The sequence below is a fragment of the Oricola indica genome (genome assembly GCF_019966595.1).
Lineage (GTDB): Bacteria > Pseudomonadota > Alphaproteobacteria > Rhizobiales > Rhizobiaceae > Oricola > Oricola indica.
The window spans coordinates 166,596-190,750 of sequence record NZ_JAINFJ010000001.1 but is presented as its reverse complement, the minus strand read 5'-3'; the positions used below and the strand labels follow the sequence as shown (position 1 = coordinate 190,750).

The 24,155-nt window shown below is 61.9% G+C and carries 20 protein-coding genes; 11 read left to right on the top strand and 9 right to left on the bottom strand.

What is annotated here, in order from left to right:
* Positions 1–164 precede the first annotated feature (164 nt).
* The 7 genes from LC343_RS00915 (at position 165) to LC343_RS00885 (ending at position 8,296) form a co-directional block, all read left to right on the top strand.
* On the top strand, positions 165–1,616 hold the full coding sequence (locus LC343_RS00915) for an aldehyde dehydrogenase (RefSeq protein ID WP_223475210.1): 1,452 nt from the start codon (positions 165–167) through the stop codon (positions 1,614–1,616).
* Positions 1,617–1,665: 49 nt separating this feature from the next.
* Positions 1,666–2,868: an amino acid ABC transporter substrate-binding protein gene (locus LC343_RS00910; RefSeq protein WP_223475209.1), complete on the top strand. Its 1,203-nt coding sequence runs from the start codon at positions 1,666–1,668 to the stop codon at positions 2,866–2,868.
* A 67-nt stretch (positions 2,869–2,935) separates the two neighbouring features.
* Entirely contained in the window at positions 2,936–3,802 is an 867-nt protein-coding gene (locus tag LC343_RS00905) for a branched-chain amino acid ABC transporter permease (protein WP_223475208.1), read from the top strand.
* Entirely contained in the window at positions 3,799–4,767 is a 969-nt protein-coding gene (locus LC343_RS00900; RefSeq protein ID WP_223475207.1) for a branched-chain amino acid ABC transporter permease, read from the top strand. Before LC343_RS00905 ends, LC343_RS00900 begins: the two co-directional genes overlap by 4 nt.
* Positions 4,764–5,498: an ABC transporter ATP-binding protein gene (locus tag LC343_RS00895; protein ID WP_223475206.1), complete on the top strand. Its 735-nt coding sequence runs from the start codon at positions 4,764–4,766 to the stop codon at positions 5,496–5,498. Before LC343_RS00900 ends, LC343_RS00895 begins: the two co-directional genes overlap by 4 nt.
* On the top strand, positions 5,491–6,807 hold the full coding sequence (locus tag LC343_RS25200; RefSeq protein ID WP_338018562.1) for an ABC transporter ATP-binding protein: 1,317 nt from the start codon (positions 5,491–5,493) through the stop codon (positions 6,805–6,807). Before LC343_RS00895 ends, LC343_RS25200 begins: the two co-directional genes overlap by 8 nt.
* A gap of 31 nt (positions 6,808–6,838) precedes the next feature.
* Entirely contained in the window at positions 6,839–8,296 is a 1,458-nt protein-coding gene (locus tag LC343_RS00885) for an aldehyde dehydrogenase family protein (RefSeq protein WP_223475205.1), read from the top strand.
* Between the two features lie 60 nt (positions 8,297–8,356).
* Here the strand turns inward: LC343_RS00885 and LC343_RS00880 are convergent, their stop codons facing one another.
* Genes LC343_RS00880 through LC343_RS00865 form a run of 4 tightly spaced genes read right to left on the bottom strand, consistent with a single transcriptional unit; the run spans position 8,357 to position 12,909 of the window.
* Positions 8,357–10,069: a thiamine pyrophosphate-requiring protein gene (locus LC343_RS00880; RefSeq protein ID WP_223475204.1), complete on the bottom strand. Its 1,713-nt coding sequence runs from the start codon at positions 10,067–10,069 to the stop codon at positions 8,357–8,359.
* Positions 10,070–10,096: 27 nt separating this feature from the next.
* Positions 10,097–11,452: a TRAP transporter large permease gene (locus LC343_RS00875; protein ID WP_223475203.1), complete on the bottom strand. Its 1,356-nt coding sequence runs from the start codon at positions 11,450–11,452 to the stop codon at positions 10,097–10,099.
* 4 nt (positions 11,453–11,456) lie between these two features.
* A complete protein-coding gene (locus LC343_RS00870) occupies positions 11,457–11,966 on the bottom strand; it encodes a TRAP transporter small permease (protein ID WP_223475202.1) in 510 nt (169 codons plus the stop codon).
* Between the two features lie 7 nt (positions 11,967–11,973).
* Complete coding sequence (locus LC343_RS00865) at positions 11,974–12,909, bottom strand: TRAP transporter substrate-binding protein (protein WP_338018561.1); 936 nt, start codon at positions 12,907–12,909, stop codon at positions 11,974–11,976.
* Positions 12,910–13,433: 524 nt separating this feature from the next.
* Between LC343_RS00865 and purU the strand changes: the two genes are divergently transcribed.
* From purU to LC343_RS00850, 3 genes are all read left to right on the top strand, one after another.
* Complete coding sequence (purU, locus tag LC343_RS00860; protein ID WP_223475201.1) at positions 13,434–14,291, top strand: formyltetrahydrofolate deformylase; 858 nt, start codon at positions 13,434–13,436, stop codon at positions 14,289–14,291.
* 328 nt (positions 14,292–14,619) lie between these two features.
* Complete coding sequence (locus LC343_RS00855) at positions 14,620–16,593, top strand: methyl-accepting chemotaxis protein (RefSeq protein WP_223475200.1); 1,974 nt, start codon at positions 14,620–14,622, stop codon at positions 16,591–16,593.
* Positions 16,593–17,066: a chemotaxis protein CheW gene (locus LC343_RS00850; RefSeq protein WP_223475199.1), complete on the top strand. Its 474-nt coding sequence runs from the start codon at positions 16,593–16,595 to the stop codon at positions 17,064–17,066. Before LC343_RS00855 ends, LC343_RS00850 begins: the two co-directional genes overlap by 1 nt.
* Before the next feature lie 21 nt (positions 17,067–17,087).
* Here the strand turns inward: LC343_RS00850 and betA are convergent, their stop codons facing one another.
* Genes betA through betI form a run of 5 tightly spaced genes read right to left on the bottom strand, consistent with a single transcriptional unit; the run spans position 17,088 to position 22,975 of the window.
* Complete coding sequence (gene betA / locus LC343_RS00845; protein WP_223475198.1) at positions 17,088–18,749, bottom strand: choline dehydrogenase; 1,662 nt, start codon at positions 18,747–18,749, stop codon at positions 17,088–17,090.
* 15 nt (positions 18,750–18,764) lie between these two features.
* Entirely contained in the window at positions 18,765–20,228 is a 1,464-nt protein-coding gene (gene betB / locus LC343_RS00840; RefSeq protein ID WP_223475197.1) for a betaine-aldehyde dehydrogenase, read from the bottom strand.
* Positions 20,225–20,869: a glutathione S-transferase family protein gene (locus LC343_RS00835; RefSeq protein WP_223475196.1), complete on the bottom strand. Its 645-nt coding sequence runs from the start codon at positions 20,867–20,869 to the stop codon at positions 20,225–20,227. The genes betB and LC343_RS00835 overlap by 4 nt, the downstream gene beginning before the upstream one ends.
* 1 nt (position 20,870) lies before the next feature.
* Entirely contained in the window at positions 20,871–22,388 is a 1,518-nt protein-coding gene (gene betC / locus LC343_RS00830; RefSeq protein ID WP_223475195.1) for a choline-sulfatase, read from the bottom strand.
* Entirely contained in the window at positions 22,385–22,975 is a 591-nt protein-coding gene (gene betI / locus LC343_RS00825; protein ID WP_223475194.1) for a transcriptional regulator BetI, read from the bottom strand. Before betI ends, betC begins: the two co-directional genes overlap by 4 nt.
* Before the next feature lie 102 nt (positions 22,976–23,077).
* On the opposite strand from betI, the gene choX reads away from it, so the two are divergent.
* The gene (choX, locus tag LC343_RS00820) at positions 23,078–24,001 is read left to right on the top strand and encodes a choline ABC transporter substrate-binding protein (protein ID WP_223475193.1); all 924 of its coding nucleotides are present in this window, start codon (positions 23,078–23,080) and stop codon (positions 23,999–24,001) included.
* The last annotated feature ends 154 nt before the right edge of the window (positions 24,002–24,155 follow it).

The window sequence follows — 24,155 nt, the reverse complement described above, 5'->3', positions numbered from 1 at the left end:
TCAATCTAGACCAAAAATACGCAATAATCGACCAATAATCCGCATTTCCTTTCGCCGCATCCGCGTTATCTTTTCTTTCAAGCCTGAATTGCGGCGTGTCAGATGAGCGCGCCCACAAAGAACCGGCCGATTTGTCGGACGAAAAAGGCATCAAGGGAGGAGGAATGCTGGAAACGGCGCTCCTGATAGACAGCAACGCGGTCTCTGCGACCGGCGGCGAGACCTTCGAACGTCTCGACCCGGTTTCGCACGAGGTCACCACACGCGCTTCCGCCGCAAGCACGGACGATGCCGCGCGGGCCGCGAACGCTGCCGCCCGTGCTTTCCCCGGATGGTCGCAGACGCCGCCGAGCGAGCGTCGCGACATCCTCTTCAACGCGGCTGATCGGCTGATCGCGCGCACGGACGATTTCGTCGAGGCGGTCATTTCGGAAACCGGTGGGACGGCCGGATGGGCGCAGTTCAATTGCCGCCTGTCGGCCAATATCCTCAAGGAAGCGGCGTCTATGGCGACGCAGGTGACGGGGGAGGTCATACCGGCCGACAAGCCGGGCTCCTTTGCCATGGCCGTCCGCCAGCCTTGCGGCGTCGTCTTCTCTATGGCGCCCTGGAACGCCCCGGTCATCCTGTCGACGCGCAGTGTCGCGATGCCGCTCGCCTGCGGAAACACGGTGGTCATGAAGGCCTCCGAGCTTTGTCCGCGCACGCATGGCCTTCTCGGCGAGGTCCTGAACGAGGCGGGGCTGCCGAAGGGCTGCGTTAACGTCATCCACTCGGCGCCCGCCAAGGCGCCGGACATTGTCGAGGCGCTGATCGCGCATCCGGCGGTCCGCCGGGTCAATTTCACGGGGTCGACGCGCGTTGGCCGGATGATCGCTGAGAAAGCAGCGCGCCACCTGAAGCGCTGCCTTCTGGAACTTGGCGGCAAGGCCCCGCTGATCGTGCTCGACGATGCGGATATCGACGCGGCTGTCGATGCGGCAGTGTTCGGCGCGTTCTTTCATCAGGGCCAGATCTGCATGTCGACCGAGCGCGTCGTCATCGACGAGAGCATTGCCGACGAATTCGTGGAGAAATTTCGCGCACGCGCCGACGCTATCCGCGCCAGCGACCCGCGCAATCCGGACTGCGTGCTGGGCGCCATGATCACCGAACAGGCAGCGCAACGCGTCAAGGGGCTGATCAACGACGCATCGATGAAAGGTGCCACGCTGGTGACCGGCGGCCGGCAGGAAGGCGTCTTCGTCGATCCGGCCATTCTCGACAATGTCTCGCCCGCCATGCGCGTGTATCACGAGGAAAGCTTCGGGCCGATCGCCTCGATCATCCGCGTCAGCGGCGACGAAGAAGCGATTTCGGTTGCGAACGACACTGAATATGGCCTTTCGGCTGCGGTTTTCAGCCGCGATGTCTCGCGGGCGCTCGCGGTCGCACAGAGGCTCGAAACCGGTATTTGCCACATCAACTCCGCGACCATCCATGACGAACCGCAAATGCCGTTCGGCGGGGTCAAGGCATCCGGCTACGGCCGTTTCGGCGGTAAGGCCGGGATCGAGGAATTCACGGAACTGCGCTGGATCACGATCCAGAACGGGAGGGCCCAGTATCCGATCTGACCGGATCGGACCGGGTGGAATGAAACCGACGTTCTCAAGGGAGGAACCAATGGAACGCAGAACTCTTATCAAGACCTTCGCGGCATCTCTTCTTGCCGGCGCTGTGCTGGCGGGACCGGCTCTCGCCGAAGGCACGATCACCATCGGCGCGAGTGCGCCGAAGACCGGCCCGTTGGCGGGCGGATCGGCCGTGACCTACTGGCCGGCCATCCAACTCTGGGTGCATGATGTCAATGAGCGCGGCGGCATCGATGTTGGCGGCGAAAAGATGAAGGTCGAACTCATCGAATATGACGACCGCACCTCCAACGAGGAAGCGATCAAGAACATCCAGCGACTCGCGACGGTGGACAAGGTCGACTTCATCATCCCGCCCTACGGAACCGGCATCAACCTCGCCACCGCGCCGCTGATCGCAAAATACGGCTATCCGCACATCGCGGTGACGGCCGTGACCGACGGCGTGGACGAGTTCGCCGCGCGCTGGCCCAACAGCTTCTGGACGCTGGGCACTTCCGAAGGCATGGCGACCTCGCTGGTCGATGTCATGAAGAAGATGAAGGATGCGGGCCAGATCAACGAGAAGGTCGCGGTCGTCAATGTCGCCGACGCCTTCGGCATCGAACTGGCCAATGCCGGCAAGCCGGCATTCGAGGAAGCCGGTTTCGATATCGTCTACGAGACGTCCTATCCGCTGCAGCAGCAGGACTTCGCGCCGATCATCTCCAGCGCGATGAATGCCGGCCCGGACAGCTTTGTTGCTTTCTCCTATCCGGCCGACACATTCGGCCTGACCAAGCAGGCCGCGATCGCCGAAATGCCGGTGAAGGTTTTCTACACCGGTGTCGCGACCGCGTTCCCGGCATTTGCCGGAGCCAACGGCGCGGCGGCGAACGGCGTCATGGGTGTCGGCGGCGTGAACGCGTCCACCGAAGCCTATCAGGACTTCGCGAAGCGTCAGGAAGAAGTCACGGGCGTCGCGCCCGATTTCTGGGCGAGCCCTGTGCAGTATGCCAGCCTTGAAGCCCTCGAACAGGCGATCACGGCTGCCGGCTCGATCGACAAGGCGGCTGTCATCGAGGCTCTGAAGAGCGGCACCTTCGACACGATCATGGGTGAGTGGAAGTTCGACAACAACGTCATCCGCAGCTTCTGGACCGTCGGCCAGTGGCAGGACGGCGCATTCCAGGGCATCGCGTCGAAGGGCGCGGGCGGCGAAGCCGAACCGATCGTCAAGTCGGGCTGGAAGTAAGCATTCCGCTTAACCACAAAACCGGTGCGGCCTTCGCCGCACCGGCGAAAACGAATAGAATTCTGCCATGGATATTCTGATCACGGGAACGGTGCTGGGAGGCACCTATGCGCTGATAGCGCTCGGGCTGACGCTGCAATACGGCGTCGCCCGGATCATGAATCTCGCCAACGGAGAAAACCTCGTCCTGGCGTGTTTCTGCGCGTTCTGGCTCTACACGGCCGCATCGATCAATCCCGTGATCGGCATCGCCATCATCGCGCCGGCGGCCTTCCTGCTCAACTGGCTGATCTATGTCTACGCGATGAAGCCGCTGGTCGACCGCGCGAAGAACCGAGGTCAACTGGAAGTCGACAGCATCCTCGCGACCTTCGGGCTTATGTTCATCATGCAGGGCGTGATGCTGCTGGTCTTCGGCGGCAGCTATTTCTCCTACAATTTCCTGTCCGAGCCGGTGCGCATCCTTGGCGCCAATTACGGGCTCAACCGCATCGTTGCGCTGGGCGCCGCCGTTGTGATCGCCGCCGGTCTCTACCTCTTCCTCTACCGGACGCGTTACGGCACGGCGATCCGCGCGGTCTCGGTCAGCCCGTCTTCCGCGAGCCTTGTCGCCATCAATGTGCCGCGCGCTTCGGCCTTCGCCTTCGCGCTGGGTGGCGCTCTGACGGCCGCTGGTGGCGCGCTGTTGTCGACTTTCTACACCTTCAACTCGTCGATGGGCGTGATCTTCACCATGAAGGCGCTGATCATCGTGATCATGGGCGGAGTGGGTGACGTGCGCGGTGCGGTCCTGGCTGCTTTGCTGCTTGGCCTCGCGGAAACAGCGGTTGCAAGCCTGATCGACCCCGGCCTGACGCTGGCGGCGACTTATACGCTTTTCATCATTGTGCTGCTGATCCGTCCGCAGGGTATCTTCGGAAGGCAGACAGCATGACCCGGTTCAGCGAAAAGGAACAGCGTGTCGCTGCCTTCGCCCTGCTTGGTTTTGGCGCTGCGGCTGCGATTCCGCTCGTCGATGACGGTTATTACCTCTCGCTCTCGGTCAACATCGCCATGTACGCCGTGCTTTGCACCGCGTGGACGTTGTTTTCCGGACCAACGCATTACATTTCGCTGGCCACGGCTGCGTTTTTCGGGATCGGCACCTATACGGTTGGGCTGGGTATCGACAGCCTGCCATTCCCGCTCCTGCTGGCGATCGCGGGCATTGCGGCTGCCATCCTGGCCGGGCTCGTCGGGGTGGCGACGCTGCGCTTGTCCGGCGTGTACTTCGTGATCTTCACGCTTGGCCTTGCGGAACTCGTGCGCCAGGTCGTGACGTGGCTGCAGACCAATTTCACCACGTCGGTCGGTCTCTATGTCTTCACGGACATGACGGAGAAGCACATCTTCTGGATGCTGCTCGCACTGGCCGCGATCGTTTATGCGACCGGATGGCTGATCAACCGTTCGCGGCTGGGTTTTGCCATGCGGATCATCGGCAATGACGAGACGGTTGCGCGCCATGTCGGCATCGACGTCGCCCGCTCCAAGGTCATCCTGTTCATGGTCTCCGGCGCGTTCATCGGCATTACCGGTGCAATCCTCGCGCCGCGTTTCGCCTATGTCGAACCGCCATCCGCCTTCAATCCGGTGATCTCGTTCCAGGTGGTGATCATGGCGCTGCTCGGCGGGACCGGCCGGCTTTGGGCGCCGTTGCTCGGGGTAATTCCCTTCACGATCCTGTTCGACAGGATCTCGTCGAGTTTCCCTAACCACACCAGCCTCCTGATCGGCGTCGCCTTCATGGCTATCGTCTACTTCCTGCCGCGCGGCGTGATCGGGCTGATCGAGGATTTTCGTAAGCCTCGTGCCGGCAAGGCGGGCACGGTGGCGCCAGTGCCGGAGGCGGCGGAATGACGGGCAGGGCGCTTCTTTCGGTCGAGACGGTTCGCAAGGCGTTCGGCGGCCTCGTCGCCATCAACGATGTCGATTTCACGGTCAAGCAAAGCGAACTGATTGGCCTGATCGGGCCGAACGGCTCCGGCAAGACGACCATGATGAACCTCATCTCCGGCGCGCTGAAACCGACGTCCGGGACAATCCGTCTCGACGGAGAGGCGATATCCGGCTTGCCGGCGCACAAGATTTCGCAGCGCGGCGTTGCGCGGACCTTCCAGCTCGTGCGCATCCTGCCGTCGCTGAGCGCGGTGGAGAATGTGATCGCGGGCGCGGTGTTCGGCCATATTCGCGCCTGGGGCGACGATGCCTACCGCGAGGCGGAAGTCCTGCTGGAGCGGGTCGGTCTCGGCGGGCGTGGTTCCGCGCCGACCGGATCGATGACCTATATCGACCAAAAGCGGCTTGAACTGGCGCGGGCGCTGGCATCCAATCCGCGTCTTCTCCTGCTTGACGAATGGCTCGCCGGTCTCAATCCGAGCGAACTCAAGATCGGCATCGAACTCATCCGCGACCTGCGCGAGGACGGACGTACGATCATCATGGTGGAGCACGTCATGGATGCGATCCGCTCGCTCTGCGACCGCTGTGTCGTGATGTCCAGCGGCGTGAAAATCGCGGACGGTTCGGTGCATGACGTCCTGAACCAGCCCGAGGTCGTCACGGCATATCTGGGAGCCGACGATGCTTGAAGTCCGAGGACTGTCCGTCTCCTACGGCGCGCACCGGGCACTCGAAAACGTGTCCATCCGCGTCGCGAAGGGTGAAATCTGTGTGATCCTCGGCGCAAACGGCGCGGGCAAGAGTTCGCTTCTGAAAGCCATCGGTGGCCTGGTGACCGCGAGCGGCGGTACGCAAATTCTCGTCGATGGCGAAGAGATCACCAATGCCAAGCCGCACAGGATCGTGGAGGCGGGGCTGGCCCTGGTGCCGGAAGGCCGGGGCATCTTCGGCGAGATGACAGTGGCCGAGAACCTGCAACTCGGCGCATACGGCCCGCAGGCGCGCAAGCACGAGGCGAAACGCCGCGAGGAGATCCTGCGACTGTTTCCGCGCCTTGGCGAACGCCGTTCCCAGATCGCACGGACCATGAGCGGCGGCGAGCAGCAGATGGTCGCCATCGGCCGCGCGCTGATGTCCAATCCGTCTATCCTCATGCTGGACGAGCCGTCGCTCGGCCTGTCGCCTTTGCTGACCAAGGATCTGTTCAAGTCTCTGAAGGCGGTGCGCGAAACCGGCGTCGGGATCCTTCTGGTCGAACAGAACGCCAAGCAGAGCCTCGCTATCGCGGACCGTGGATACCTGATCGAGAACGGGCACATCACGGGCGAGGGTACGGGCGCCGAACTGATCCGCGATCCGGCGGTTCAGGCGGCGTATCTCGGAGGTGCGGCATCCGCACCCACAATGCCGCCAGCGCGCTACGACATCGCCGATATCGGTTTGCTCAATGACGCAGAGGACGACTCCGTTGCGACATTGGTGGAGCGCGCGACACGCATACAGCGCAATCATGTCGTGACGCTTCGCGAGCGCTCGAAAGGCCACGCCAACGGGCATGGTCATCCGGCCGCACAACAATTGGAGACGGGGGGAAAACCGATCATCATGTCCAGCCAGGCCAGTGAACTCAGCAGGCGGGCGGCGGATTTCGCCGACAAGGCAGTGCGCCGCCAGCGTGCGTATGTCGAAGCCAATCGCGTAGTGATCCAGTCCGTCCCGGTTTCGAAGCAGTCTGCTCCGAGGCCATCCGCGCCTTCTGGCGCTGTTCATGTTTCCGCTCCGGTCGCGCCCGACCTTCCGGTTGCCGACTTCGTGAGGCGCGCGGAGGCGATCCAGAAGAACCACGTGAGCGCCGTCCGGGACGCCAATCCGATATCACCGGATATCAACGGCGACGGCAGGAAGATCAAGCTGAAGGGCAAGCGAAAGAAGCTTGCAAAGAAAGCTGCAAAATTGGCCCGAAAGGCCGAGAAACTCGCCGAAAAGGCGATGCGATAATTATTCGACGAAACCAGGAATGGAGAACGAGATGGCTCGCGTAATGGATGGAATGTATATCGGAGGCGGCTGGACGACCAAGTCGGAGACCTTCCCTGACTACAACCCTTCGGATGGATCGATCTGGGCGAATGTCCCGGATGCTTCGGTCGAGGACACGAGGAAAGCGATCGAGGCGGCGCATGAGGCGTTTCCCGAGTGGGCGGCCATGCCGTTCAACCAGCGTTCGCATCTCCTGATCAAAGCCGGCGAGATCTTCGAGAAACGCCGCCAGGAAATCGCCGAGGCGGTGATGGCCGAGGGCGGTGGCTGGTTCGGCAAGGCGATGTTCGAGACCGGCTACACGGCCGAACTCTTCCCGGCTGCCGCAGCTGCCAATTACGGCTCGATCGGCGATGTCATGCCGTCGGAATACGGAAAGCTGTCCATGGCTGTCCGGCGTCCGATGGGTGTCGTATCCGTGATCAGCCCCTGGAACTTCCCGCTTATCCTGACCGGTCGCGGCATGCTGTTCCCGCTGGTCGCCGGTAACACGATCGTGCTCAAGCCGTCAGAGGACACGCCCTATATCGGCGGCCTGCTCTGGGCCGAGATTTTCGAGGAAGCCGGCCTGCCGAAGGGCGTGCTCAATGTCGTCACTTGTTCGCGCGAAAGCGTCGCCGCGGTCGGAGACGAACTGATCGAGAACCCGCTGGTGAAGGGCATATCGTTCACCGGATCGACGGCTGTCGGTCGGCTGGTTTCGGCCAAGGCCGGCGCACATCTGAAGAAGTGCTGCGTGGAGCTCGGCGGCAAGAACTCGATGATCGTGTGCGACGATGCGGACATGGAGCGCGCGGTACAGGCGGCGAATTTCGGTTCGTTCATGCACCAGGGGCAGATCTGCATGTCGATCGAACGCCTGATCGTTCACGAGGATGTCTATGACGACTTCATCGAGAAGTTCATTCCGCGCGTGAAGAAACTGACGGTCGGCGAAACGACGCAGAAGGAAAACATCCTCGGCCCGGTTATCAACGACCGCGCCGCCGAAAGGATCAAGCGCCATTTCGACGACGCCAAGGCCAAGGGTGCGACCGTGCTCGCCGGTGGCGATATCGACGGGCGCTTCATCAGCCCGACGGTGTTCGCCAATGTGACGCCGGACATGCTGATGTACCAGGAAGAAACATTCGGTCCGGTCTGCTCGATCTTCAAGGTCTCGAGCGACGAGGAAGCGGTGCGGCTCGCCAATGACAGCGAATACGGCCTGACGGCCGGCGTGATGTCCGAGGACGAGGGAAGGGCGCTTGCGATCGTCAACGGTCTCGATACGGGCAACTGCCACGTCAACTGCTCGCCCGTGAACGACGAGCCGCATGTCCCGTTCGGTGGCTTCAAGGCATCCGGTTCGGGTAAGCATGGCGGCAGGTGGTCGATGGAGACATTCACCGAAACGCGCTGGATCACGCTCGATCGCGGCGGACGGCCGTTCCCGCCGGTCTTCTAAGGCTGCTGGATCGAATTGAAGAACGCCGGGTTTCGACCCGGCGTTTTTTATTTGGCTGTTTCAGTCCGGCAGGACACGCACGTCGAGTAGTGCTGTGCGCCGGTTTTCACGCACGACCTTCAGCGCCTGTTCCAGAACCTTCGGAAGCTCCGCAGGGTCGGTGACCTTGCGCGCCCACGCGCGGCTGGCTGCAGCGGTGTTGGTGAAGTCGGGCGAGGGTTTCAGGGCCGTCAGCGGCATTTCATTGGCGCGCGAGGCAAAGCCGCTCGGATACATGCCGGTGACCGAAGCACGCACGGCGCCCCATTCCTCGTTGTTGAGGATGATGATCAGCACGGGCAGTTCGAGCGCCTCGGCGATCTGGTGGCAGGCCGTGGGGTTGGAGAACATGTAGGAACCGTCGCCCATCGTGGCGACGCAGACGCGGTCCGGTTCGGCAAGCTGGGCGCCCAGCGCCGCGGGAAAACTCCATCCGAGGCCGCCGGAGTGCGGCTCCTGGAACCACGAATTGTGGTCGGTGCGTTTCAGTGTGCCGAGCGACGTCCCGAGTTCGGAAAAGACGCTCGACTTGATGCCGTCCAGCGCCTCGCCGAGGCAATGGCTGACATGGGCCTTGGTGATGCCGCGTGCCGTGTCCGATGTCGCCTTTTCGGCGAGCGTTTCGCGATTATGCTTCGAAGCCGCCGCAAGATGCTGGCGGCGGGCGGCGATCGCGCTGTCGTCGCGCCGAAGCTCCTCCATGGCGTCGATCAGTGCCGGAACAGTCAACGAAGTTTCACCCGCAATCGTGAGATCGGAGGGGAAATTGCGGACCGGGAAACGGCTGAAAACGGGATCCGGACCGATATTGATGACTTTTGCACCCTCGTTGAGCTTGTGCTTGTCGGGCCACCAGGGGGCGATGCAGTTGAGCACCACGACGACATCCGCCTTCTCCATCCAAGGCCCCGGGTCGGCGCCGACATGGCAGGGATGGTCGGTCGCGATCGCGAGATGCGTCGCCCACCATGAACAGACGGCAATGCCCCAGTCCTCCGCCCATTTCGCGAAGGCCTTGAAGCTCTTGCGGTCGCCCGCGCCGCGTTGCGCGATGACGAGCGGGTTCTTCGCTTCGGCAAGCCACTTTGCGGCGGTTGCGATATCGGCGGGATTGGCGGCGCCTGTGACCGGCTGGATCGTCGTCGGCCCTTCAAGGCCGTCGCGAGGTGTCGGCTCGCACAATGTCTCGCGCGGCAGCGACAGATAGACCGGACCCTTCGGCGTCGAGTTGGCGATGGAGTGCGCGCGGTCGAGCAGGCCGGCGATCTGCTCGGGGAACTTCAGTTCGTAGTCCCACTTGCAGGACTCGCGCACCAGAGCGGTCTGGTCGCGCATTTCCTGACCCCAGCCGATCGGTACCGTCCGTGCACCGAAACGGTCCGCCTCCGTCACCGGCGTGCGGCCGGACATCAGCAGCATCGGGATCTGTTCGCAGGCGGCGTTGATGGCACCGGTCGCGCCGTTCGAAAGGCCGACATTGGTGTGCAGCATGACGGCCTGCGCCTTGCCGCTCATCAGGTAGTAGCCATGCGCCATGCCGAGCGCCGCGTGCTCGTGCGGGATAATGAGCGCCTTCGGCAGGTCGATATCCTTGGCGGCGGCCTCGGCCAGCCCCTCGATGATCGGTGGAAAATCCGTGCCTGAATTGGCGAAGACGTAGTCGACGCCGAGGGCTTTCAGGCGCGTGAAAATCGCACCGCCAGCCGTAATGTCACCCGAAGCAGTGTGCTTCATTCGTTCAACCTCGGTCCTGTTTCTTCGTTATCCGCTCAGAAGCCGTGGCAACCAGAGCGTTATTGCCGGGAAAGCCAGAAGAATGGCCACCCGGATCATTTCCGCGGCGAAGAATGGCATAACACCCTTAAAAGTTTCACTCATGGGCGTGTCTTTTGCCAAGGCGGAGATAACGAAGACGTTCATACCCACTGGAGGCGTAATAAGCCCCAGTTCGACAACGATGAGTGCGAGGATGCCGAACCATATCTTCAACTCCTCGGAGCTCATTCCAAAGCCAGCGCCTTCCGCGCCCTGATAGATGCCGCCATTCAACTCCAGCAGCACCGGCCAGAAGAAAGGGATGACAAGAAGAATCATCGAAAGGCTGTCCATCAGGCAGCCGAGCAGGATCAAAGCCAGGAGCAACAGGATGAGCACGACCATCGGCTCGAAACCGGAATTGACCATCCATTCGGCGGTTGCCTGCGGCAGGCCGATGCGGCTCATGAAAATCTTCATCAGTTCCGCGCCGAGCAGGATCAGATAGATCATGCCAGTCGTGCCGGCCGTCTCCTTGAGGGAGTCCATGAGTTCGCGGATGCCGATCGTGCGCGTGAAGATACCATAGATCCAGACCAGCGCCACGCCCACCGCCGCGGCTGGCGTCGGATTGAAGAAGCCGCCATAGATGCCGCCGAGGACAAGACCGAAGATGATCATGACCGGGATCAGTCCGATTGTGGCGTCCCTGAACTCGCCGACATTGACGCCAGTGTGACGTGGTCCGGCGTCCGGCTTGATGGCGACGTAGATCGCAATCGTCAGGATGAACAGGACGACCGCGAGCAGGCCGGGCAGCATTGCCGCAGCGAACATGGTCACGATGTTCGCTTCGACGATCAGCGCATAGATGATCAACACCACCGAAGGCGGGATCAGGATGCCGAGCACGCCGCCGGCGGCCAGCGATCCGGTTGCCAAGGCGCCGGAATAGTTGAAGCGCCGCAACTCGGGCAGGGCGACCTTGCCCATCGTGGACGCGGTGGCCAGTGACGAGCCGCAGACCGCGCCAAAGCCCGCGCAGCCTGCAATGGCGGCCATTGCCGTGCCGCCGCGCATCCATCCGAGCCATGCATTGGCGCCGCGAAACAGCGCCTGGCTGAGACCGGCGCGTGAGGCTAGCGCACCCATCAGTACGAACATGGGGACGACCGAGAGCCCGTAATTGGAGAACACGCCCCAGCCGAGCGTCTTCAACTGGCTCAGGACGAGCAGCGGGCCGTTGATGAGCATGACCCCGACGCCGCCGACAAGGATCATGGCGTAGGCGATCGGAATTCGGATCGCAATCAGTGCGATGAGAACGATGAGGCCCGTGACGCCGAGAGTGATGGGGTCCATCGTGCTAGTCCTTGACCATGGCGTTCAGGGAATTGACCACCGATGCGAAGCTGGCGAGAACCAGCAGGGCAAGCGAGAGCAGGCATGCGCCGTATGCCCACCACAGCGGTATCTGCAATATTGCCGTCGAGGTCTCGTATGTGCGCTGGTCGAGCATGCCGTAATACATGCGCCAGAGCAGCAGCCCACCGAAACCCAGGGCCACCAGTGCGCCGAGCAGCGAGAAGACCGCAAGCCAGAAGCGCGACGCAGCGGCCGTGAAAATGTCGGCGGTGACGTTGAGCCCGGCGATCTGGCAGTAGGGAAGGAAAGCGAATGCGGCGATGGCAACGCCGAGTTCCGTGATTTCGAAGTCGCCCGGCAGCGACTTGTTCATGACCGCAGCGGCGACCACGGATGCGACGTTGAAAACAACGACGGCCAGCAGAACAAATCCTCCGAGGATCGCCCAGCCGGTGGACAAGCGAAGGACGAGGCTGTGAAGCCTCGTCCCGGATTCGACATTGGATGCCATATCGTTCCTATTCGGCGTTCTTGGCGATCAGTTCCTTGGCCTTGGCCACGAGACCGGCGCCGTCGATGCCCTTGCCGTTGACTTCCTCGATCCAGCGTTCCTGCACCGGAACGAGCGTGTCGAGAAACACCTGCGTTTCCTCTTCGGTTAGCATGATGTGGGTCTTGCCCGCATCCGTAGCCATCTTGATGCCGAAGTCGTCGCCGGCGCGCCATGCCTCGGCGACCTTACCCCACCAGTCGCGGCCCGATGCGTCGCGGAACGCTTTCTTGATGTCGTCCGGCAGGCTGTTCCAGCGTGCCTGGTTCATGGACACTTGGAAAGTGGTGGTACCGAAACGCGTCTCGTCATGGCCTTCGATGAAGTAGTCGATCTGCTCCTGAGCCTTGATCACCGGGATGATTTCCCAGGGAAGCAGTGTCGCGTCGACGACCTTCTTGGAAAGCGCGCTGGGCACTTCCGGAACAGGCATCGCAAGCGCCGATGCGCCAAGCGCCTCGATCACCCACGCGCCGGTGCGGTTCGGGATACGGATCTTGAGACCCTCGGTGTCCGCGGGAGAACGGATCTCCTTGTCGACCGACATGATCGCCTGGCCAGCATGGACGTGGAGCCACATAACCTCGAGGCCCTTGTAGTCGTCCTTCAGGCTGTCCTCGAACATGTCGTACATGGCGAGGTTGGCTGCCTTGATGTCGTTCAGAAATACGCCCGGCAGTTCGAAGACCTCGGTACGCGGGAACTGGCCCGGCGTGTAGCCGTTAACGGTCCAGATGAGATCGACCACGCCGTCACGCGCCTGCTGTACCAGTTCGGGCGGGGTGCCGCCGAGGGTCATCGCCGGGTAGATCTCGATCTTCACGCGACCGCCGGAGTTTTCCTCGACCTGCTTTACCCAGGGCTCGAGCATGCGGGTCTGTGCCGGCGCCGTGGCCGGGAGCATTTGGTGAAGCTTGAAGGTGAATTCCTAGGCGGATGCCAGGGACGTGCCCGCAAGTGCGATAGCGGCGCCGAGTACGGCAGCACCCGCCAGTTTCAGAGTTTTCATGTGTATCCTCCTCTTATGGGTGTTCTAGTCGGTGATCGATTGCAGGCGCGGCGAGCATGGCGCTGCCGAATCTCAATTCGGATTTGGAAAACACCTCCCAGTCGATCCCGTCAGCCTATTTCAAGCCTTTTTCCGGCCGGATGTCACCAACCGTTTGCCGTCGGATTCCTCAAAAGCCGCGGTCTACGGGTTCTAGCGCAATTCACATTGCAAAAACTTGGGAAAAAATTGTAAAAAAGACGGGTAATTTTACGTCAGAAACTCGACGGCCATCTCATATTATAAGAAAGTTGAATGGGTTCGCTTGCGAATCCGAGCGCGAAACGCGTATGGAAATGCCGTCATCCGATCATCGGCCTCGCACGCGAGCAATCCGCTTCGCATGCTGCCAGTTCAAGCAAGCCGGAAAGTGAGAAGCCATGTCTGCGCACCATTTCGTCGTCACGCTGACCTGTGAAGATCGGCCGGGCATCGTCGCGGCGGTGACCACCGAACTCGCGGCGGCTGGCGCGAACATCGCCGAATCGAACCAGTTCTGGGACCGGACCACAAACCGGTTTTTCCTGCGCATCGCCCTCATGGCGCCGGAAGGAGTCGATCTTGCGGCGATAGAGCGCGCCTTGCGGCCGACCTCGCAACGCTTCGACATGAAGGTTTCGGTCTCGGATCTGGCCGAGCGTCCGAAGGTCATCGTCATGGTCTCCAAATCCGACCATGCAATGCTGCATATTCTCTACCAGATCCGTGTCGGCTGGCTTCCGGCCGAGGTCGTCGCCATTGTGTCGAACCACGAGGATTCGCGGCAGACCGCCGAGATCGAGGGCATTCCCTATCACTGCTGGAAGGTGACGAAGGAAAACAAGGCCGAGCAGGAAAGCAAGTTGCTCGCACTGGTCAAGGAAACCGGCGCCGAACTGGTCGTTCTGGCGCGCTACATGCAGATCCTGTCGAACGAGACGTCCAACCGACTTTTCGGATCGGCGATCAACATCCACCATTCCTTCCTGCCGAGCTTCAAGGGCGCGCGGCCCTATCATCAGGCACATGAGCGCGGCGTGAAGCTGATCGGCGCGACCGCTCACTACGTGACACCGGATCTCGACGAGGGACCGATCATCGAGCAGGAAACCGAACGTGTCACTCATGCCATGACACCCGACGATTTCGTCGCGACCGGGCGTGACATCGAAAGCCGCGTGCTCGCCCGTGCCGTCAAGCTGCATCTGGAGCGGCGGGTGATGCTGAATGGGCACAAGACGGTGGTATTCGCCAAGTAGGCATGCCGTCGCGTACGTTACGTCGCAGGTCGCCTTGAAAACCGCCGGGTTTGGCCCGGTGGGGCGGCGATATTGCGGATATCCCGATTAAGATAATTTTATCGTTTCTGCGGCGTAGTGGGGCGGGCAATTTACGCCACGGCATCCTTCGGGATGTATCGACATGATGTCGTTTCGTCAGCTTGGCGCTACAGGTCGCGGAAACGGCACCCCGCAAATTCCTCTGATCTGCATTTCCGGCGCTCGCATTCACGCGGGGACTTCGTCCCGCCCGCTGCCGAAGACGTCGGTCTGCCTTCATGTCATCGAAGTGTATCAAGAGGAATTCATGAGTTTCCTTTCCCGTTTCGGCCTTGTCCGTATCGTCACCGCATCGACCGGTTTCATCATCGTCCTCTCATTGCTGGCGGTATCGGCCGCCGTCTACATGATCGTCTCGGATCGTATCGCCAGCGAAGCCGTTCACCGGCAGGATGCGAGCCTCCGCGTCGCCGCAACGATCGCCGAACGCGACATTCCGGGGACGACAGTGACCTGGGCGGCGGACGGCAATGTCGACCGCATCGTCATGGAGGAAATCCCGCAATCCTTCGCAACCCATGACATGATCGACAGCGTCGGCCGCATGACCGGCGAAACGGCGACGGTTTTTGCCTGGGACGCGGAAAGCCAAGATTTCTGGCGCCGCACGACCAATATCGTGAAGCCGGACGGCAACCGCGCGGTCGGCACGCAACTCGGTCAGAGTGGCGCGGTCTATCCGGTCGTCACCAGGGGCGAGACCTTCCGCGGCGAGGCGGTCATTCTGGGAACACCCTATTTCACCATTTATCAGCCGATCTTCTCGCCGTCCGGCGATGTCACGGGCATCCTCTATGCCGGAGTGCAGAAGTCGGTGATCACGGCCCTGGCAGGTGAGATGTCGTCGGCGCTTGCGATTGCATCGCTTGCCGTACTTGTCGCCGCCATCATCGCAATGGCGTTTCTGTCGCGTGCGATCCTGCGGCCGATCCCGCGTTTGACGGAGACGGCACAGGCGCTGGCCGAGGGCAAACTGGATATCGAAGTCCCGCACACGGAAGCGAAGAACGAAATCGGTGCGATGGCGCGTGCGCTTGAAATCTTCCGCGAGAACGCGCTCGCCAAGCAGCGCGTCGAGCGGGAGGCCGAGGAGAGCCGCTCGATGACCGAGACGGAGCGCCAGCAGAACGACGAGACGCGCCGGGAAGAAGCGGCCCGTGTCGATGAAGTCGTCAGCCGTCTTGGCGAGGGCCTGCAGCGTGTGGCGGAGGGTGACCTCTCCGTGCGCATCGAATCTCCGTTCATCGAAAGCCTCGACACGATTCGGATGGACTTCAACTCGGCCATCGCGAAGCTTCGCGAGACGCTCGAGGACGTGCGCGACAACACCGAGGTTATCGAAAGCGGCGCGGTTGAAATGCGCAGCTCCGTTGACGAGCTGTCGCGGCGCACCGAACAGCAGGCGGCTTCGCTCGAAGAGACCTCCGCCGCTGTCGAGGAAATTGCGGCCACGGTCACCAGCGCGGCCGAGATGGCCCGTGAGGCCAGCGAAAAGGTCGCCTCGACAAAGGCCGAGACGGAGTCCTCCAGCAAGATCGTCGCTGATGCGGTGTCCGCGATGGGACAGATCGAGCAGGCTTCGGGCGAAATCTCCAACATCATCAACGTGATCGACGAGATCGCCTTCCAGACGAACCTGCTGGCCCTCAACGCCGGTGTCGAGGCCGCGCGGGCGGGCGAGGCGGGCAAGGGCTTTGCCGTTGTCGCGCAGGAAGTGCGCGAACTCGCGCAGCGTTCGGCGGGCGCCGCCAAGGAGATCAAGGACCTGATTACAAAGTCGGGCCGCGAGGTTTCCACCGGCGTCGAACTCGTCAACCGCACCGGTGCGGCGCTTTCGGAAATTTCCGAGAAGGTGAATGATGTCAACGACCGCATCCAGTCGATCGCCACGGCCGCGAGCGAGCAATCGACCGGCATCAAGGACATTTCCAACTCGATCAATCAGCTCGATCAGGTGACGCAGAAAAACGCCGCCATGGTCGAGGAAACAAACGCGCTGACCCACAGGCTTTCCGACGAAGCCGGCGACATGAAATCCAAGATCGCCACTTTCCGTCTCGGGGGGCAGCCGAAGGTCGCATCCGCCCCGCGGCCTGTGCCTGCCGGGGAAGCGGCACGGACCGTCGCATCGCCTGCGCGGGCGATGGTCGGAAACATTGCGCGGGCGTTCAACGCCAAGTCCAACCTCGCTACCAATCCTGACGAATGGGAAGAATTTTGATGAGAGATAGCAATATGAACACGTCGGAACCGATCCTGAAGATCATTTCGTTCCGCCTTTCGGACCAGGTTTTCTGCCTTGATATCATGGCGGTAAAGGAAATCCGGGTCTGGCAGAAGGCGACGCCGCTGCCGCATTCTCCGGATTACGTGCTGGGCTTCATCAATCTGCGCGGCAAGGTCATTCCGGTGGTCGACATGGCGCTTCGCCTCGGTCTGCCTGCGATCCAGCCGACCGAACAGAGCGCCATCATCGTGATCGACGAGGGCGATCGCGGCGTCGGCATCCTGGTCGACAGCGTGTCCGACATGGTCACCGTCAAGCCGGAAGAAATGCAGCCGGTGCCGGACGTGATGAGCGCGGAAGAAAAGGCGCTGACCCGCGGCATCGTGCCGGTCGGTGACGACATGGTCTGCTTCCTTGACCTGAAGACACTGTTCGACACCGTTCAGGAGAACATGGAAGCTGCCTGACGCAGAGTTGTTCGAGCCGCGTCAGCGGTCCGACGTCTGCCAGCGCGGATTGATCCAGGGTTCGGAATTTTCCGGGGGCAGGGGCGTTCGGCCGAGAATATGGTCCGACGCCTTTTCACCGACAAGGATCGATGGCGCGTTGAGATTGCCGTTGGTGATGCGCGGGAAGATCGAGGAGTCGGCGACCCGCAGGCCCTCGACGCCGATCACCCGGCATTCCGGATCGACCACCGCCATGGGATCGTCCGCCCGGCCCATCCGCGCCGTCCCGCAGGGGTGATAGGCGCTTTCCGCGTGCTCGCGGATGAAACCATTCAGTTCCTCGTCCGACTGGAGCGATGCCCCAGGCTGGATTTCCTTGCCGCGATAGGGATCGAACGCCGCCTGACCGAAAACTTCCCGTGTCAGGCGGATGCAGTGACGGAAATCCGACCAGTCCTGTTCATGGCTCATATAGTTGAACACGATTTTCGGCGGTTGCTTGGGGTCCGATGAACGCAACGTGACGCTGCCGCGCGAGGGTGAGCGCATCGGCCCGACATGCGCCTGGAAACCGTGACCTTCCGCCGCCGCCTTGCCATCGTAGCGCACAGCGATCGGCAGGAAGTGATACTGGATGTCGGGATAGTCGACGCCGGGTTTCGAGCGCAGGAAAGCCGCGCTCTCGAACTGGTTGGACGCACCGGGTCCGTTCTTGGTAAGAAGCCACAGCGCCCCGACCCATGCCTTGCCGAACAGGTTCCAGTATTTGTAGAGCGTGATCGGCTGGGTGCTGGCCTGCTGGATATAGAGTTCGAGGTGGTCCTGCAGGTTCTCGCCGACGCCCGGACGATTGGCGACCATGTCGATGCCGTGTTCGGCCAATTGCGCTGCAGGACCGATGCCCGACAGCAGCAGGATCTTCGGCGTATTGATCGAGGAGGCTGCGACTATGACTTCATTGCGCGCGGTGAGGGTCTCGACCTGTCCACCGCGTTCGATCTCGACGCCGGTCACGCGACCGTTCTCGACGACCACTCGCCGCGCGAAGGCGCGCACGAGCGTGCAGTTCTGACGCTTCAGTGCCGGCTTCAGATAGGCATTGGCGGTGGACCAGCGGCGGCCTTTCCAGACCGTCTGCTCCATCGGGCCGAACCCTTCCTGTTTCTCGCCATTGTAGTCTGGCGTGATCTCGAAACCGGCTTGCTTGCCAGCCTCGACGAATGCGTGGAAGAGGGGATTGTCGCGCTTGCCCCGGGTGACATGCAGAGGGCCGGATTTTCCGCGCCAGGACGGATCTCCGCCATGGCCGCCGTCGTGCCAGTTTTCCAGCCGCTTGAAATAGGGCAGCACGTCGGCATAGGCCCAGCCGGCCGCCCCGCTTTCAGCCCAGTGGTCGTAATCGCGCGCATGGCCGCGCACATAGACCATGCCATTGATCGAGGACGATCCGCCGATGACATGGCCGCGCGGTGTGGCCAGCCTGCGCCCGCCGAGATGCGGTTCCGGTTCAGACTGGTATCCCCAGTCGTACCGCTTCATGTTCATCGGGTAGGAGAGGGCGCCCGGCATCTGGATGAAGGGGCCGGCGTCCGTCCCACCGGCCTCGACGACGATGACGGAATGCTTGCCGTCCTCGGTCAGGCGGTACGCCATGGCCGAACCGGCCGAGCCGGAGCCGATGATGATGTAATCCGCTTCCATGGCATTCCCGTTCCGTCAGTAAGGGCTGTCGACCGGTTCGAGACCGACATAGACGCTCTTGACCTGGCTGTAGGCGTCGATCGCGGCGGCCGCGTTCTCGCGCCCGAAGCCGGAGGCCTTGACACCACCGAAGGGCATGCCGGCAGGCGTCAGATTGTAGGTATTGATCCAGCAGGTGCCGGCCAGCAGCCGTGCAACCGCCTTGTGGGCCCGCGTCATGTTGGCGGTGAAGACGCCCGCAGCAAGGCCGAATTCGGTCGCGTTGGCGCGCGCGATCACCTCGTCATCGTCCTCGAAATCAAGCACCGACATGACCGGCCCGAAGATTTCCTCTTTCGCGATGGTCATGTCGTCCGTGACGCCGGTGAAAACCGCCGGTTCGATGAAGTATCCGTTCTCGAAACCCTGGATGGAGGGAATGCCGCCGCCGATTTCCAGCGTCGCGCCTTCGGTCTTTCCGGTTTCCACATAACCCATCACTTTCTCGCGCTGTGTGGCCGAGACCATCGGTCCCAGCTGCACGGCTTCGTCCATCGGATCGCCGATGACGATCGAGCGGGTGCGTTCGACCAGACGTTCAACGAAGCGGTCGCGGATCGCGCGATGCACGAAGACGCGGGTCCCGTTCGAGCAGATCTGGCCCGTCGAATAGAAGTTGCCGAGCATCGCGCCGCCGATGGCGTTCTCGATATCGGCATCCTCGAAGACGATCAGGGGCGACTTGCCGCCGAGCTCCATGGTGACATGACGCAAGCCCTCAGCCGCACTCGCATAGACCTTGCGGCCGGTGGGCACAGAGCCCGTCAGCGACACCTTGGCGACGCGCGGATCGGTCGTCAGCGCCGCGCCGACATCGCCATAGCCCTGGACGACGTTGAGCAGACCGGCGGGCGCGCCGGCGTCGATCAGAATCTCTGCCAGTTTCAGGGCCGACAGCGGCGTCATTTCCGATGGCTTGAAGATCATCGCGTTGCCACAGGCGAGCGCAGGCGCAGCCTTCCACGACGCGATCTGGATCGGGTAGTTCCACGCACCGATCCCAACGCATACGCCAAGCGGTTCGCGGCGGGTATAGGCGAAATCACCGCCCAGTTCGACGGTCTCGCCACCAATGGTCGGCGTAATGCCGCCGAAATATTCCAGCGCGTCGGCACCCGACATGGCGTCGGCGACAAGCGTTTCCTGCAAGGGCTTGCCGGTGTCGTGCGTCTCGATTTCCGAGAGCTCGCGGTTACGGTCGCGCATGATGTCGGCGGCGCGGCGCAGCACGCGGCCGCGCTCGGTCGGCGACCGCGCCGCCCATTCGGCTTGCGCTCGCACGGCGCTTTCGAGCGCCTGACTTATGACGGTGTCGGTTGCCGAGTGAATGGTCGCGATCGTTTCGCCGGTCGCGGGATAGATGACGTCGATCGGGCGGCCAGTTGTGTCTTCAACCGGATTACCGTCGATGAAATGGGAAGCGGGAGGCTGGTATTTCATGAGCTCGGTCTCAGGGATTCGTAGGATACCATGACATGCTGGCGATAAGCCTCGCGTGCATGAAGGCGCGTATAGTAGGTATCGAGCGCCGGCGTTTCAGCACGGTCGATCGGCAGGGTGTAGTAGCGATACAGAAGGTGGCCGGTCATCATGTCGGCGAAGGATGGCGCATCGCCGCCGATGAAGGCAGTGCCGGTGAGGCGATTGTCCAGCATGCGGGCCAGTGGCTTGAGCCCCTCTACCCCGGCTCCGATTTGTTGCTCATTGCGCTGTTCTGGTCGCAGGCGGACGAGAGGCCCGAAGACCTGTCCAATCAGCGTCGGGTAAAAGGTCGTCTTGGTCCATTCCGCCCAGATATCCTGGCTCGCGCGTAGCGCTGGGTCGGCTGGCCAGAATTGTTCGTCGCCGTACCGGGCTGCGAGATAGCGAAGAACTGCCGGGCTCTCCCAGAGCGGAGGTCCGTCTCCGTCGATGACGACCGGCACCAGGCCGTTCGGGTTCATTGCGAGGAATTCCGGTGTGTCGTTGCCGCCGAAGGCACCGCCGTAATCGAGCCTTTCGCAATCGAGGCCAAGTTCGGCAATCGTCCACATGACCGTTTGTACATTGGACGAGGTGGCACGTCCGTAAACCGTCAGCATGTCAGTCCCCCCGCGGAAAGCGCTGGCTTTCTTCAAGAACGTTCAGGTCCATGTGATTGCGCATATAGCGTTCGGACGCCTTTTGTAGCGGCTGGTAGTCCCAGGGATAATAGGCCCCGTTGCGCAGGGCCTCATAGACGACCCATCGCCGCGCCTGGCTCTGGCGCACCTCCGCGTCGAAGGCCGCCATGTCCCAGAACCGGCCGGCTTTCCGGGCGAATTCGGAGGCCGTTTCGGCATGGTCGGGGGCGTGCGCGAGGTTCGTCAATTCATGCGGATCGGCTTCGAGATCGAAGAGCTGTGGCTCGTCCAGTTCGCAATGGGTGTATTTCCACTTGCCTTCGCGGATGCAGACGAGCGGGGCGTAGGAGCCTTCGGCGGCATATTCGATGCGTACGGGCGTTTCGCGTTTGGTCCCGTTCATTGCGGGCACGAGCGTTTCGCCATCCGTCCAGGGCATGATTTCGGCAATGTCGATGCCGGCGAGATCGCAGACGGTCGGCGTAACGTCCATCGTGCTGACAGGCTCGGTAACGCGGGCCGGCGAGACGCCGGGTGCTGCGATCATCAGCGGCACGCGCGACGAGCCCTCGAAGAAGCTCATCTTGAACCAGAGGCCGCGTTCGCCCAGCATGTCGCCATGGTCGGACACGAACAGGATGATCGTGTTGTCGGCCTGGTGCGTGGTTTCCAGCGCCTCCAGGATTTCGCCGATCTTGTCGTCGAGATAGGAGATGTTGGCGAAATAGGCGCGGCGCGAACGCCGGATATTCTCGTCGGTGATGGTGAAACTGCGCCAGTCATTGGCGTCGAAGATCCGCTTCGAGTGATCGTCCTGTTCCTCGTAGGGGATCGACGGGACGACCGGGTCGAGATGTTCGCAATCCTCGTACAGGTCCCAATATTTGCGCCGCGCGACATAGGGGTCGTGCGGATGTGTGAACGAGACGGTGAGCATCCATGGCCGTTCGTCACGCCCGCGTGCCAGATCATAGACCTTGCGCGTTGCGTGATAGGCGACCTCGTCGTCATATTCGAGCTGGTTGGTGATCTCAGCGACGCCTGCGCCGGTGACCGAGCCCATGTTGTGATACCACCAGTCGATGCGCTCTCCCGGCTTGCGATAGTCCGGTGTCCAGCCGAAGTCGGCCGGGTAGACGTCGGTTGTCAGGCGCTCCTCGAAACCATGCAACTGGTCGGGACCGACGAAATGCATCTTGCCGGAGAGGCAGGTCTGGTAGCCGGCGCGGCGAAGGTGATGCGCATAGGTCGGAATGTCGGACTGGAATTCTGCGGCATTGTCATAGACGCGGGTGCGGCGCGGCAACTGGCCGGCCATGAAGCTGGCGCGGCCGGGCGCGCAGAGCGGAGAGCCGGTATAGGCATTGGCGAAGCGGACAGAACGATCCGCCAGCTTGCGCAGATTGGGCACATGCAGCCAGTCGGCGGGACCGTCCGGGAACAAGGTTCCGTTCAACTGGTCGACCATCAGGATCAGGATATTCGGTGCGGAGGTCACTTTCGCGTCTCCCTGTTCAGGCACATCTCGAGATATTCGCAAACGAGGCGCATGGTTCCCATGCGATCGGGCACGTGGTCTTGCAAAGCGTGGCGGATATAGAAGCCGTCGATCATGGACGACAGGCCCTGGGCGATGCGCCGGGCGGTATCCTCATCGACGAGTTTGCGGAGGTTGTAGACGAGATTGGAGTCGAGGCGCCGGGCGTAAATCCTGAGGAGCCGCGCCGCCTCCGGCGATTTCTGCGCCTGGACATAGAAGGCGAGCCAGGCCGCGACGATCTCGCGGTCGAACTGGTCGGGTCCGAAACTGGCGGCGATAATCGCGTGCAGTCGCTGGACCGGATCGGTCTGCGATTTCAACCGGTTCTGCACATCCGAGCCGAAGTCCGACAGGATGCGCCGCATGGCGGCGAGGAAGATCTGTTCCTTGGAGCCGAAGTAGTGATGGGCGAGGGCGGGCGATACGCCGGCGCGGCGCGCAATGGCGCTGACCGTCACCTCAAGCGAACCAGATGCCCCGATTTCGGCAATGGTCGCGCTGACCAGCGCGTCCCTGCGAATTGGTTCCATACCGACCTTGGGCACCGCACTCTCCAATCCTCACTTGCCATCCATCCCTAATTGTTTTTTAATTGATCCGTCAATCAATAAAAACCGCCAGTTATCACCAGCTATCAGGAGTAACAGATGAGCATTTTGAAAAGCACATTGACCGGGGCGATCGCGCTCGTCGCATCCTCCGGGACAGCGCTTGCCGCATGCGACGAGGTCGTGTTCTCGGATGTCGGCTGGACCGACATCACCACCACGACGGCGGCCACCAAGCAGGTTCTCGAAGCGCTCGGCTATGAAGTCGATGTTAAGGTCCTGTCGGTTCCGGTCACCTTCGCATCGCTGGAAAAGGACGATGTGGACGTCTTCCTCGGCAACTGGATTCCGGCGCAGAACGCCGCGATCAAGCCGTATCTCGACAGTGGCGAAATCGAACAGGTCGCCGTCAATCTCGAAGGCACGAAATACACGCTCGCAACGCCGACCTATGCATGGGAAGCCGGCCTGAAGAGCTATGCGGACATTCACAAATTCGCCGACGAACTCGACGAAAAGATCTACGGCATCGAGCCGGGCAACGAGGGCAATGGCTACCTGGTCAGCCTGACCGAGGAGAACAAGTTCGACCTCAAGGACTTCGAGATCGTCGAAAGCTCGGAGCAGGGCATGCTCGCGCAGGTCGCTCGCGCCTATGACAAGAAAGAGCCTGTCGTGTTCCTCGGCTGGGAACCGCACCCGATGAACGCCAATTTCGACCTGAAATACCTTCCGGGCGGCGAAGACTTCTTCGGCGGCGAAGGTGTGGTCTACACCACGACCCGCAAGGGCTACACCGAGGAATGCCCGAATGTCGGCAAGCTCCTGACCAATCTCAAGTTCTCGCTTCCGATGGAAAACGAGATCATGGGTGCGATCCTCGACGATGGCGAGGATGCCGACGACGCGTCGCTTGCCTGGATGAAGGCAAATCCGGACGTCCTCGACGGCTGGCTCGACGGCGTGACGACCAAGGACGGGGAGCCGGGGCTTCCTGCGGTGAAGTCCGCCTTCGGCCTCTGAAACTAACGGGCCGGGCTTGAAAAAGCCCGGCCTTTTTCATTGCGGGATTCGCGAATCCCGAGACTTCGGATTGATTTCGAACGCATTGCGTAAAACCATCGGCCCGCGCCCGCCATCTGCGGCTGGCGCGGAACATGATCGCCGCGACATCGGA